The sequence below is a fragment of the Mycobacterium sp. THU-M104 genome (assembly GCF_049197365.1).
In the GTDB taxonomy this organism is placed as follows: Bacteria; Actinomycetota; Actinomycetes; order Mycobacteriales; family Mycobacteriaceae; genus Mycobacterium.
Map to the genome: position 1 here is coordinate 22,938 of NZ_JBMIOP010000075.1, position 12,107 is coordinate 35,044.

Below are 12,107 nucleotides of genomic sequence, written 5' to 3' on the forward strand. Positions count from 1 at the left end.
GCTAATCGCTGTAGGCGAAGGAGTGATCGGGCGGCCGGACGGTGCTCGCCCGGACCCGCGGCGGCCGCGACCGCACCCGCATCGGCCACCAGAACCAGCGGCCCAGCAGTGCGGCGATGGACGGGGTCATGAACGCGCGCACGATCAGCGTGTCGAACAGCAGGCCCAGGCCGATGGTGGTGCCCACCTGGCCGATGACCCGCACGTCGCTGACGACCATGGAGGTCATGGTGAACGCGAAGACCAGGCCTGCGTTGGTGACGACCTTGCCGGTGCCGCCCATGGACCGGATGATGCCCGTGTTCAGGCCGGCGCCGACCTCCTGTTTGAACCTCGACACCAGCAGCAGGTTGTAGTCCGATCCAACGGCCAGCAGCACGATGACCGACATCGCCAGCACCAGCCAGTGCAGTTCGATGCCGAGAATGTGCTGCCAGAACAGCACCGACAGGCCGAACGACGAACCCAGGGATATCGCCACGGTGCCGACGATGACCGCGGCGGCCACGAAGGCGCGGGTGATGATCAGCATGATGATGAAGATCAGGCACAGCGAGGAGACCCCGGCGATCACCAGGTCCCACTGGGCCCCCTCGGAGATGTCCTTGAACACGGCGCCGGTTCCGCCCAGAGAGATCTCGGCGTCTTCCAGCGGTGTTCCCTTGAGCGACTCCTCGGCCGCGGTCTGGATCATGTCGATGCTGGCGATCCCCGCGGTCGACGCGGGATCCCCGCGGTGCAGGATGATGAACCTGGCGGCGTGCCCGTCCTCGGACAGGAAGTTGTTCATCGCGCGCTTGAAGTCCTTGTTCTTGAAGACCTCCGGCGGCAGGTAGAACGAGTCGTCGTTCTTGGAGGCGTCGAACGCATGCCCCATCGCCGTCGCGTTGTCGCTCATCTGGTCCATCTGGTCGAAGATGCCCGACATCGTGCTGTGCATGGTGAGCATCATGGTGCGCATGGTGACCATGCTCTCGATCATGGGCGGGAATTGGGCGACCATCTCCGGCATGAGTCGGTCGAGCTCTGTGATGTCACCCACCAGTGTGGTGAGCTGATCGGAGATCTCGTCCACGCCGTCGATCGCGCCGAACACCGAGCGAATCGACCAGCAGACCGGGATGTCGTAACAGTGTTTCTCCCAGTAGAGATAGCTGCGGATAGGCCGCCAGAAGTCCTCGAAGTCGGCGATCTCGTCGCGCAGTTCGTCGGTGATCTGCTGCATGGCCTCGGTGTCGCCGACCATGCGGTGGGTGGTGGCGACGAGCCGGGTCATCAGGTCGTACATGCGCTGCATCGTCGCGATCGTCTTGGCCATCTCGTCGGCCTGGATGAGGAGGTCGTTCATCCGGTCGCGCTGGTATTTCATGCTCTGCAGCTGAGCGGCGTTCTGCACGCTGATCTGGAACGGGATCGAGGTGTGGTCCATCGTCGTGCCGTCAGGCCGCGTGATCGCCTGCACGCGGGAGATTCCGGGAACCCGGAAGATGCCCTTGGCCAGCCTGTCCAGGATCAGGAAGTCCGCAGGATTGCGCATGTCGTGATCGGTCTCGATCATCAGGATCTCCGGCTTCATCCGGGCCTGCGAGAAGTGGCGGTCCGCGGCCATGAAGCCGGCGTTGGCGGGGATGAAGGTGGGCAGGTAGTTGCGGTCGTTGTAGTTGGCCTTGTAGCCGGGCAGGGTGAGCAGCCCGACCATTGCGACCGCACACGTGACGGCCAGGATGGGCAGCGGCCAGCGCACCACCGCCGTGCCGACACGTCGCCAGCCCCGGACCCTGAGCACCCGCTTCGGGTCGAACAGGCCGAACCGGCTGCCCACGGTCAGCACCGCGGGCCCCAGCGTGAGCGCGACCGTCACCGCGACCAGCATCCCGACCGCGCATGGCACGCCCAGGGTCTGGAAGTAGGGCATCCGCGCGAAGCTGAGGCAGAACGTGGCACCGGCGATGGTCAGGCCCGAGCCCAGGATGACGTGGGCGGTCCCCCGGTACATCGTGTAGAAGGCCGACTCCTTGTCCTCGCCGGCCTGGCGGGCCTCCTGGTAGCGGCCGATGATGAAGATTCCGTAGTCGGTGCCGGCCGCGATAGCCAGCGACGTCAGCAGGCTGACCGCGAAGGTGGACAGCCCGATGAGCCCGATATGCCCGGCCAGCGCGACCGCACCCCGGGCCGCGGTCAGCTCGAAACCGACGGTGACCAGTAGCAAAAACACCGTGATCGGCGAACGGTAGACGAACAACAGCATGATCAGGATCACGGCCACCGTCGTCGCGGTGATGCGCAGCATGGACCGGTCGCCGCTGTGGTGCAGGTCGGAGGCCAGCGCTGAGACGCCGGTGACATAGGCCTTGACCCCTGGCGGTGGGGGTACGGCGGCCACGATCTTGCGGACTGCCTCGACGGATTCGTTGGCCAGCGGCTCACCCTGGTTACCTGCGAGGTTCACCTGGACGGTCACGGCCTTGCCGTCGTTGCTCTGTGCGCCCGCCGCGGTGAGCGGATCCCCCCAGAAGTCCTGGATGCTGAGCACGTGCCGGGGGTCGGCGCGCAAATTGCGGATCAGGACGTCGTAGAACCGGTGCGCGTCGTCGCCCAAGGGCCGGTTGCTCTCCAGGACGATCATCGCCGAACTGTCGGTCTCGCCCTCCTTGAACGCGTGGCCGATGCGTTTCATGGCCTTGAACGACGGCGCGTCCTCAGGGTTCAGCGACACCGAACGTTCTTGCCCGACCACTTCCAACGAGGGGACGAACACGCTGAGGATGACGGCGACGGCGATCCAGAACAGGATGATCGGCACCGCGAAGACGTGGATGACCCGGGCGAGGAGGGGCCGTTCGGTGTGGTGGGAGCCGGCCGCGGCCACCGGGCGCGGCGCGCTCACGCGGACTTCACCAGGCAGAAGGTGTAGGCGTTGACCTCGTGGGAGATCCGTTCGGCCTTGACTTCGCCGTCGACTGTGATCCGGCAGCCGAGCGTGTTGCTATCCCCTTGTGCGACGAGGTTTCCCATCACTGCCGCCTTCGTGGTGGTGATGTGCAGCGACCAGGGCAGTCGGGCATCGTCGACGCGCTGCGGGTCGCCGTTGACGTCGAAGTAACTGATGTCCGCGACCGCTCCAGCCGGACCGAAGACGTCGTAGATGATGCGCTTGGGGTTGAACGGCTTGGGGGTTTCGAGGTTGCTGTCGGCGTAGGACTCCCGCTTGGCGGAGCCGAAGTAGCCGTGGACCCGGTACACGACGAATCCCCCGACGACGACCACCGCCAGGACCACCAGCGCAATCCAGGTTCGCGACAGCAACTTGAAGATCGGAGTCCCCTTCACCGGTCGGCGGTTCGGCGGAGCCGACCGGTTCCGCCGCCCGCTCGAGCATGGTCAGCTACGGATCACCGGGTCATGCCGGCCGCCCCGGCCCCGGCCGTGTCGTCGCTGCGTTCCGGACACCCGAGCCGACGGCGGTGTGGCTGGTACGCAACCAAGGCTTGCCTAAGTAAATCACGGTGCCGTACCCGGGGTCGGACGGTTGGCCCCTTCCTGTCGGTCCCTGAAGTGTAAGGCATATCACGTGCGTAACGGCAAGCCCGAGTGGTGCCCGAAGGTCGACAAATCACGCATTGTGCGTGATGTAAATCACGGTATGTGCGTTATGCTCTGCCGGTGGCGCAACGCGCTTTCCAGCGCGCTCGTACGGAAGAGAATCGGCGCCGGCGTGCGGCGGCGCGCGTGGAGGCTCACGGTCACCACCACGCTTCCCTCGGTGAGCGTCAACGTCGGCATCGCCGCGTCGACGGACTACGCGATGTTCGTCTTCGGCGCTGTCAGAAGCCGCGTTCACGGGGTGAGGACCGCGAAAAGGCGTACTTCCCCGCTCTATTGAGCGGGCGCGACGGCGAGTTTCGAATTCACCAGAATCGTCGGTGCTGTGCCGTATTCGGACTGGGGAATGGCCGAGACGTTGAAGTCGTCGATCGCGCCGGGGCGGAACACCAGGCAGTGCGTCGAACCGCCGAACTGGAAATAGCCGAGTTCCTCACCCTTGTCCACGTGGTAACCGGGCTTGATGTTCTCGCCGATCAGTGTGGAGGACACCTCGCCGATGCCGACCGCCACCAGCGCCATCAGCCCGATGACTGGGTTGTCGGCCTCGATGAGCAGAATTGCGCGCGCCGAGACATGCGCCATGTAGGACTGCGAGTCCGGTGGATTGAGGGCGTCCCACCTCTTGGAGACGGTCTCCGAGAAGTACGTGCCCGGCTGGACGAACGCCCGCACGATCGTCCCGGCCACGGGGCTGTGCCAGTGGTGGTACTTCATCGCCGAGAGGTACGCCTGGTACACCGTCCCTCCGACGAACTGGTCGACCGACTCGTCGTTGGCCAGCATGTCGCGCAGCGAATACGGCTGACGCTTGATCCAGAACTGGTCCCGGCGCGCAATATTCGTCGCGATGCGGTACGGCGTCGACTCGCAGGCACTGACGATCACGCTGTCGTCGCCCGGCGCGGCGACGGGCCGCTGGCCGTCCTTCAGGCGACGGGTGAAGAAATCGTTCCAGGATTTGAAGCCCCAGTGCTCGTCGTCGGGGTCGTGAACGAACTGATCCATGCCGATCGTGCTGCAGGCCTCCCGGGACTTCCAGCCCGTCGGGGAATCGTTGAGCACGTACAGCGAATCGGGGCTGTCGAGGAACTCGCACCAGGCGCCCAAAATCTTCTTGATCATCTCGTTGATCCGCGGATCGCGGAATGCGGCGACACCCGCCGGGGTGGTCGTTGTCCAGTCGAAGACGGCGCTGAGCGGAATGATCACCGCGTCGTCGCCGAACTCCGGGGCGATCGTGAGCACCCCGTTGATCAGGCCCAGCAGCTGGTCCACGTCGTGCACGTGGCGCTCGCGGTAGATCTTCGTGCGCGGCACCTGGTCGATCATCTCGTTGACGTACATGTTCACCACAGGGTCGTCGTCGATCAGCTGTTTGAATTCCTTGAGCACCGGGTGCAGCTCGTTCTGCCCGCCCTTAACCTCGACGCGCTTCCGGTGGCCGCAAAGCCACGACTCGAGTGCATCGTGGTTCTCCGGCAACCAGCCGGCCCGGCGACGTACATCCAGGTTGACACTCACATCGACATCATCGGCGTTGACAGTCATGCCGGTGAGCCTTCCCCTGTGCGCGGAGGGTCAAACCTATCGCCGCGACGACGGCCGGAAGGGGTGGACGTCGATCCGGTTCGGTGGACTCTCAGCCCCAGTCCCACACCGACATGTCGCCGCGAGGGTAGTTGTTGCACACGTCAGTGGCTTTCGCGACGACGCCTTTGTTGTTGAAGAACAGCTTCATGTGGTTGCGCCAGCCCCACCACAGCGGGTCGACCTGGTCGTAGAAGTGCTCGGAGTATTCCCTGCGCCCGGCCGGGTCCATGCCGAAGAACCAGTGCACCTTGTCCTGGGTGGCCTGCGCGTACTGCTGGTGGTTGTTGTAGTCGATCATGTAGCGCTCGTAGTACACCGGACTGGTGTCCCTGGTGGCCGCCATGTACTGCTCGGCGTCGCAGGTGGTGGCGATCATCCGGCGGGGGATCGGGAAGTCGTCCGTGGAGTCGGCGCCGGCGGTGTTCGGGAACACTGCGACGGCCAGAACCGATGCGAGGCCGACAATGACGGAAACGACGCCCGCACGCAGGCCAGAACTCAGCCGAGACATGGTTGTTACCGTAGCACTGTCGGAGGGCCGTGCGCAGGGCCCTCCGAGATGTTCGACGTTTTTGTAGTCAGTCTCACTATCACTCGTCATCAGCGACGATGATGTGCGTCGGATCGGGCCGGAGCTCTGGGGGGGCCTGACTGTAATCCCCGAACGGGCCGTCGCGGCGCTCGACGGCCGCCCGCACTCCCTCCGTCTCGGCGATGCGGATGAATTCGAGCGCCTCTGGGGTGTTGCGCATCAGCCCGTCGAGGATGCCGCCCAGCATCTGGGTGGAAGCCAGGCCCATGTTCTCGTAGGCCTGGTTGACGATCAGCTTCTGCGCCTGCAACTGCGACAGCGGGATGACGGCCAACTCGGCGGCGATCTCGGCGACGCGGGCCTCGAGGCGATCGAACGGCACCGCTTCGTTGATCAGCTCGACCTGGGCGGCCTGGACCCCGGTCAGCGGGCGGCCCGTCAGCGAGTGCCACTTCACCCTGGCCAGGCTCAACCGGTAGAGCCACATCCCGGTCAGGTAGGCCCCCCACATCCGGCTGTACGGGGTGCCGATCACCGCGTCGTTGCTGGCGATGACGATGTCGGCGCACAGCGCGTAGTCACTGGCCCCGCCGACGCACCAGCCGTGGACCTGCGCGATCACCGGTTTGGAGGCCCGCCAGATGGCCATGAACTTACTTGTGGGCCCGGTCGCGCGCGCGGTCACCATCGCGAAGTCCTTGCCGGGATCCCACGCGCCGGCCGTCATCATCGCCTCGCCCCAGTGCTGGAAGCCCCCGCCGAAGTCGTAGCCGCCGGAAAAGGCCCGGCCCGCTCCGCGCAGGACGATGACCTTGACGCCGGGGTCGCGCTCGGCCAGGCCGATGGCGGCCTCGATCTCGTCAGGCATCGGCGGGACGATGGTGTTCAGCTGTTCGGGGCGGTTCAGCGTGATGGTGGCCACGGGGCCCGACGTGGTGTACAGCAGGGTCTCGAACCCGGGGGCCGGATTGCCAGGTTTCATAGCTCGGCAGCCTACGGATCCGGCTGGCGATTCTCCGGCGTCGAGGCGTAGATTCGGCCGCCGACCTTGAGATAGGGCGTACTGAGGTAGGCCGAGAAGACCACGATGGCCACGAAGACCGACGCCGCGAGGATGCCGTTCGGCCAGATTTTGCCCACCCCGATCGCAAAACAGATGATGCCGGTGATCGAGGTCGTCCAGTAGTACCGTCGGCCCGCCCGGCGGTGGGCGATGTAGCGGAACCGCGCCTGCGTTGCCCCGGCCGCGATGCCGATCAGGCCGGTCACCAGCAGCGTGAGTTCGACGCGTTCGACAGCTGACACGTCCACGATCCTAGGGTCGCGGCCCGGCGTGTGTGCGCACACCGGACCTGACGGGCAGCGTCCGGTGCAGGAACGAATAGCTCAGCGCCGCCTTGAACGCCAGTTGCTCGTTGTCGGCCGCCCCGGCGTGTCCGCCTTCGATGTTCTCGTAGTAGGAGACCGTGTGCCCGGCCGCCTCGAGGGTCGCCGTCATCTTGCGGGCGTGGCCGGGGTGGACGCGGTCGTCGCGCGTGGACGTGGTGATCAACACCGGCGGATAGCGCCGTAGAGCCGAAATATTCTGGTAGGGCGAGTATTCGGAGATGAACTTCCAGTCGTCGGGATCGTCCGGGTCGCCGTACTCGGCCATCCACGAGGCGCCGGCCAGCAACAGGTGGTAGCGCTTCATGTCCAGCAGCGGCACATCGCAGACCAGGGCGCCGAACTTCTCCGGGTACGTGGTCAGCATGATGCCCATCAGCAGCCCGCCGTTGCTGCCCCCGCGCGCCCCGAGCTGCTCCACCGTCGTGATGCCGCGGGCCACCAGATCGGTTGCCACCGCGGCGAAGTCCTCGGCCACCTTGTGCCTGCCCTCGCGCATCGCCTGGGTATGCCAGCCGGGCCCGTACTCGCCGCCGCCGCGGATGTTCGCCAGCACGTAGCTGCCGCCGCGGCCCAGCCACAACCGGCCCAGCACGCCGTTGTAGGACGGCGTACTGGCCGTCTCGAATCCTCCGTAACCGTAGAGCAGTGTCGGGCCCGGGCCGGGGGCGCCCGCCGGTCGCACGACGAAGTACGGGACGGCGGTACCGTCCGCAGAAGTGGCGAAATGCTGGGCGATCGAAAAGTTCGCCGCGTCGAAAAATGTCGGCGCCGACTTGATCTCGTCGAGTGGCCCCGCGCCGGTACCGCGCATCAACCGGGACGGGGTGAGGAATCCGCTGGAATCCAGGAAGAATTCGTCACCGTGTTCGTCGGCGGCGGCGATAACGGTGTTGGTGGCGGCCGGGATGCCGGCCACGGGCTCGCGTCGCCAGGTGCCCCGTGACGATCGCGAGGGCGGCATGACGATCTCGACGCGGCTGGCCACGTCGGCCAGCGTGACGATCAGCAGGCGGTCTCGGGTCCAGGCGTAGTGATGCAGGGCGGTGTGAGCGTCGGGCTCGAACACCACGCGCAACTGCGCTGTGCCGGAGATGAATTGCTCGTAGTCGGCGGCCAGCAGCGAACCCGTACGGTAGGTCGCCGTGCCGTGGTGCCAGTCGCTGCGCAGTTCGATCAGCAGCCACTGCCGGTGAATCGACACGCTGGCGTCGCTCGGGGCGTCGATGCGGATCAGCTCCGGCCCGCGCAGTTCGTAGATCTCCTCGTTCCAGAAGTCGACTGCCCGTCCCAGCAGGGTGCGCTCGAAACCCGGGGTGCGGTCCACCGAGGCGGAGACGCGCACGTCGGTGGGCGCGCCCTCGAAGACGGTTTCCGCGTCGGTCAGCGGTGTGCCCCGGCGCCACCGCTTGACCACCCGCGGGTAGCCCGACTCGGTGAGCGAGCCGGCGCCGAAGTCGGTGCCCACCAGTACGGTATCGGGGTCTTCCCAAGCGATCTGGGACTTGGCCTGTGGCAGCTCGAATCCATCCGCGACGAATTGCCTTGTGGACATGTCGAATTCACGGACAATAGACGCATCCGAGCCGCCGCGGGACATGCCGATCAGCGCGCGCGTGTACTCGGGCTCGATGACGCCGGCGCCCGCCCACACCCACTTCTCGCTGTCGGCTCGGCCCAATTCATCCATGTCGATCAGCACGTCCCACTCGGGGGAGTCGGAGCGGTAGCTGTCCAGGGTGGTGCGCCGCCACAGCCCGCGCGGGTTGGCGGCGTCGCGCCAGAAGTTGTACAGGTACTCGCCGCGGCGCACCACGTAAGGGATGCGGGAGTCGGTGTCGAGCACCTCGAGGGCCTCGGTGCGCATCCGCTCGAAGCCGGCGTCCCGGAATTCCGCCAGTGTGGTTGCGTTACGTGCCCGCACCCAGTCCAGTGCCTCGTCGCCGGTGATGTCCTCGAGCCACAGATACGGGTCGGCGCCGGCCGTGGAAGCCTCAGATGTCATGGCAGACATTGTGGCCCCGGCGGTACTGTGAGGTGTGTTACAGCGGTGAGGGCGAGGAGCCGAGCAGATGACCGTTTTCGCACGTCCGGGTACGGCCGGGGCGTTGATGTCGTATGAATCCCGGTACGGGAACTTCATCGGGGGGCAGTGGGTCGCACCGGTGGGTGGCAGGTACTTCGAGAACCCGACGCCAGTGACCGGCCAGACCTTCTGCGAAGTGGCCCGCTCCGGCGAGGCCGACATCGACAAGGCGCTCGACGCCGCGCACGCGGCGGCTCCGGCCTGGGGTAAGACCGCGCCGGCCGCCCGGGCGGGGATCCTGAACGCGATCGCCGACCGGATGGAGGAGAACAAGCTCGCGCTGGCGGTCGCCGAGGTCTGGGACAACGGCAAGCCGATCCGCGAGGCCATCAGCGCCGACATCCCGCTGGCAGCCGACCATTTCCGGTACTTCGCCGCGGCGTTACGCGCCCAGGAGGGCTCGCTGAGCCAGATCGACTCCGACACCGTCGCCTACCACTTCCACGAGCCGCTCGGGGTGGTGGGGCAGATCATCCCGTGGAACTTCCCGATCCTGATGGCCGCCTGGAAGCTGGCGCCCGCGCTGGCGGCCGGCAATGCGGTGGTGCTCAAGCCCGCCGAGCAGACCCCGGCGTCGGTGCTGTACCTGATGTCGCTGATCGGCGACCTGCTGCCGGCGGGGGTGCTCAACGTCGTCAACGGATTCGGCGCCGAAGCCGGCAAGCCGCTGGCGTCGAGCAACCGCATCGCCAAGATCGCGTTCACGGGCGAAACCACCACCGGGCGACTGATCATGCAGTACGCCAGCCAGAACCTGATCCCGGTCACCCTCGAACTCGGCGGCAAGAGCCCCAACATCTTCTTCTCCGACGTGATGGCGGCGCACGACAACTTCTGCGACAAGGCGCTGGAAGGGTTCACCATGTTCGCCCTCAACCAGGGCGAGGTGTGCACCTGCCCGTCGCGCAGCCTGATCCAGTCCGACATCTACGACGAGTTCCTCGAGCTGGCCGCCATCCGGGCCAAGGCCGTGCGGCAGGGCGATCCGCTCGACTCCGAGACGATGCTGGGCTCCCAGGCCTCCAACGATCAGCTGGAGAAGATCCTGTCCTACATCGAGATCGGCAAAGAGGAAGGCGCGAAGGTCCTGTGCGGCGGCGAGCGCGCCGAACTCGGGGGCGACCTCTCCGGCGGTTACTACATGCAGCCGACGATCTTCTCCGGCAACAACGCGATGCGGGTCTTCCAGGAGGAGATCTTCGGCCCGGTGGTGACGGTGACGTCGTTCGACGACTACGACGACGCGATGGCGATCGCCAACGACACTCTCTACGGTCTGGGCGCGGGTGTGTGGAGCCGCGACGGGAACACCGCCTACCGGGCCGGCCGCGGCATCCAGGCCGGGCGGGTGTGGGTGAACTGCTACCACGTGTATCCCCCGCACGCAGCGTTCGGCGGCTACAAGCAGTCCGGCTTCGGGCGCGAGTGCCACAAGATGGCGCTCGAGCACTACCAGCAGACCAAGAACATGCTGGTTTCCTACTCCGACAAGGCGCTCGGTTTCTTCTGATGGACTCGGGTCCCCCGGCGGGGGCCGTCATCACCGCCCCCGCTGCCGAGTTGCTCGCGCGACTGGCCGAACGCCACGGTCCGCTGATGTTCCATCAGTCCGGTGGCTGCTGCGACGGGTCGTCGCCGATGTGCTATCCGCTCGGGGACTTCCTTGTCGGCGACCGCGACGTGTTGCTCGGGGTGCTCGACGTCGGCGACGGGGTGCCCGTGTGGATCTCGGGCCCGCAATACGAGGTGTGGAAGCACACCCAGCTGGTCATCGACGTCGTACCGGGCCGCGGCGGCGGATTCAGCCTGGAGGCGCCGGAAGGGGTGCGGTTCCTGTCCCGTGGTCGCGTGTTCACCGACGAGGAGAAGGCCCGGCTGCGCGCCGCAACCGTCGTCACCGGCGCCGCCTACCAGCGCGGGGAACGCCCGCTGGCGCGGGGCGAGGCGGTGGTCCCCGACACCGGGGCCGCCCCGGGAACGTGTCCTCCCCCCGCCCGGCAATCGCAGTAATCTCGTCACCGTGATCCCGCTTCCGCGTCCTTGGCTGCTGGCGAGCGCCATGCTGGCCGGGTGCGCGGCCGGACTGCTGGGCGCCGTCGCCTTCACCTCGGCGGCCCACACCGGTATCCGCCCGGACGTCGCGATCGCGCTGGTGGTCGGGATTCCGACCGTGGCCGGGTTGCTGACGATCCTGTTCTCCGGTCGCCGCTGGGTCACGACGCTGGGCGCATTCGTCCTCGGACTCGGGCCGGGATGGTTCGGTGTGCTCGTCGCGCTGCGGGTCGTCGCCGGTGGCTGAGGATCACGACCCCGAGTCGGGCCCGGGGACCGCGGCGTTCGTGCCGGACTTCTCGGACGAGGAGCACACCGGCACCCAGTCCTGGGTGCCGGATTTCTCCGACGACACCGGCTCACAGCCGGTACCGGCGGTCACCGGCCCCGAGGCGCCGGCGGGGCGCGAGCCGACCGGCGCACCGGTGCCGCCGGTCACTGTCCCCGGTCGCTATCTCTACCTGAAGTGGTGGAAGCTGGCGCTGGTGATCGCCGGCGTGTGGTGCGCGGCGGCGCCGGTGGGGCTGGGCCTGTTCTCGTGGTGGTACCACACGATCGACAAGTCGCTGCCGGTGTTCGTGGTCCTGATCTACGTCGTGGTCTGCGCCGTGGGCGCCGTGATGCTGGCGATGACCGAAGGGCGGCCCCTGGTCTCGGCGCTGTCGGTGGCGGTGATGTCGGGGCCGTTGGCCTCTGTTGCCGCCGCCGCGCCGCTCTACGGTTTCTTCTACTGCCAGCAGACGGGCCACTGCCTGGTTGGGATCATTCCGTATTAACGGCCGGCCCGGCCGCCCACTAGGGTGGGCTCGTGACTTCTCACTATGACGTCGTCGTCCTGGGAGCGGGCCCCGGCGG

11 protein-coding genes and 1 pseudogene are annotated in these 12,107 nt (G+C 66.8%); 5 read left to right on the forward strand and 7 right to left on the reverse strand.

Annotated features, from left to right (window positions below; translation table 11 throughout):
* Position 1: 1 nt before the first annotated feature.
* Both ACOJVU_RS07235 and ACOJVU_RS07240 read right to left on the reverse strand, forming a co-directional pair.
* On the reverse strand, positions 2 to 2,869 hold the full coding sequence (locus ACOJVU_RS07235; protein WP_421529167.1) for an RND family transporter: 2,868 nt from the start codon (positions 2,867 to 2,869) through the stop codon (positions 2 to 4).
* Between the two features lie 14 nt (positions 2,870 to 2,883).
* Positions 2,884 to 3,306: an MmpS family protein gene (locus ACOJVU_RS07240; protein ID WP_421529168.1), complete on the reverse strand. Its 423-nt coding sequence runs from the start codon at positions 3,304 to 3,306 to the stop codon at positions 2,884 to 2,886.
* Positions 3,307 to 3,645: 339 nt separating this feature from the next.
* Between ACOJVU_RS07240 and ACOJVU_RS07245 the strand changes: the two are divergent.
* Positions 3,646 to 3,738 (forward strand): annotated as a pseudogene (locus ACOJVU_RS07245) (TetR/AcrR family transcriptional regulator); the annotation flags it as partial.
* A gap of 138 nt (positions 3,739 to 3,876) precedes the next feature.
* On the opposite strand, the gene ACOJVU_RS07250 reads toward ACOJVU_RS07245, so the two are convergent.
* The 5 genes from ACOJVU_RS07250 to ACOJVU_RS07270 form a co-directional block, all read right to left on the reverse strand.
* Positions 3,877 to 5,154 carry a phosphatidylserine decarboxylase family protein gene (locus ACOJVU_RS07250; protein WP_421529155.1) on the reverse strand — a complete coding sequence of 426 codons (1,278 nt, stop codon included), beginning with the start codon at positions 5,152 to 5,154 and terminating at the stop codon, positions 3,877 to 3,879.
* 91 nt (positions 5,155 to 5,245) lie between these two features.
* Positions 5,246 to 5,707 (reverse strand): DUF5078 domain-containing protein, encoded by a 462-nt coding sequence (locus ACOJVU_RS07255; protein WP_421529156.1) that lies wholly within the window; start codon positions 5,705 to 5,707, stop codon positions 5,246 to 5,248.
* Between the two features lie 79 nt (positions 5,708 to 5,786).
* Positions 5,787 to 6,710, reverse strand: a complete 924-nt coding sequence (locus tag ACOJVU_RS07260; protein ID WP_421529157.1) for a crotonase/enoyl-CoA hydratase family protein — start codon at positions 6,708 to 6,710, stop codon at positions 5,787 to 5,789.
* Between the two features lie 11 nt (positions 6,711 to 6,721).
* Positions 6,722 to 7,033 carry a hypothetical protein gene (locus ACOJVU_RS07265; RefSeq protein ID WP_421529158.1) on the reverse strand — a complete coding sequence of 104 codons (312 nt, stop codon included), beginning with the start codon at positions 7,031 to 7,033 and terminating at the stop codon, positions 6,722 to 6,724.
* 10 nt (positions 7,034 to 7,043) lie between these two features.
* The gene (locus tag ACOJVU_RS07270) at positions 7,044 to 9,119 is read right to left on the reverse strand and encodes a prolyl oligopeptidase family serine peptidase (RefSeq protein WP_421529159.1); all 2,076 of its coding nucleotides are present in this window, start codon (positions 9,117 to 9,119) and stop codon (positions 7,044 to 7,046) included.
* 67 nt (positions 9,120 to 9,186) lie between these two features.
* Between ACOJVU_RS07270 and adh the strand changes: the two genes are divergently transcribed.
* Genes adh through ACOJVU_RS07290 form a run of 4 tightly spaced genes read left to right on the forward strand, consistent with a single transcriptional unit; the run spans position 9,187 to position 12,028 of the window.
* On the forward strand, positions 9,187 to 10,710 hold the full coding sequence (gene adh, locus ACOJVU_RS07275; RefSeq protein ID WP_421529160.1) for an aldehyde dehydrogenase: 1,524 nt from the start codon (positions 9,187 to 9,189) through the stop codon (positions 10,708 to 10,710).
* Positions 10,710 to 11,210 (forward strand): DUF779 domain-containing protein, encoded by a 501-nt coding sequence (locus tag ACOJVU_RS07280; RefSeq protein ID WP_421529161.1) that lies wholly within the window; start codon positions 10,710 to 10,712, stop codon positions 11,208 to 11,210. Before adh ends, ACOJVU_RS07280 begins: the two co-directional genes overlap by 1 nt.
* 10 nt (positions 11,211 to 11,220) lie before the next feature.
* Positions 11,221 to 11,499 carry a putative holin gene (locus ACOJVU_RS07285; RefSeq protein WP_421529162.1) on the forward strand — a complete coding sequence of 93 codons (279 nt, stop codon included), beginning with the start codon at positions 11,221 to 11,223 and terminating at the stop codon, positions 11,497 to 11,499.
* Entirely contained in the window at positions 11,492 to 12,028 is a 537-nt protein-coding gene (locus ACOJVU_RS07290) for a hypothetical protein (protein ID WP_421529163.1), read from the forward strand. Before ACOJVU_RS07285 ends, ACOJVU_RS07290 begins: the two co-directional genes overlap by 8 nt.
* Positions 12,029 to 12,107: the final 79 nt, after the last annotated feature.

Coding starts and splice junctions, on each gene's coding strand:
- ACOJVU_RS07255 (WP_421529156.1), bottom strand. CDS start 5,707: ATGTCTCGGCTGAGTTCTGGCCTGCGTGCGGGCGTCGTTTCCGTCATT.
- ACOJVU_RS07270 (WP_421529159.1), bottom strand. CDS start 9,119: ATGACATCTGAGGCTTCCACGGCCGGCGCCGACCCGTATCTGTGGCTC.
- adh (WP_421529160.1), top strand. CDS start 9,187: ATGACCGTTTTCGCACGTCCGGGTACGGCCGGGGCGTTGATGTCGTAT.
- ACOJVU_RS07280 (WP_421529161.1), top strand. CDS start 10,710: ATGGACTCGGGTCCCCCGGCGGGGGCCGTCATCACCGCCCCCGCTGCC.
- ACOJVU_RS07250 (WP_421529155.1), bottom strand. CDS start 5,154: ATGACTGTCAACGCCGATGATGTCGATGTGAGTGTCAACCTGGATGTA.
- ACOJVU_RS07260 (WP_421529157.1), bottom strand. CDS start 6,710: ATGAAACCTGGCAATCCGGCCCCCGGGTTCGAGACCCTGCTGTACACC.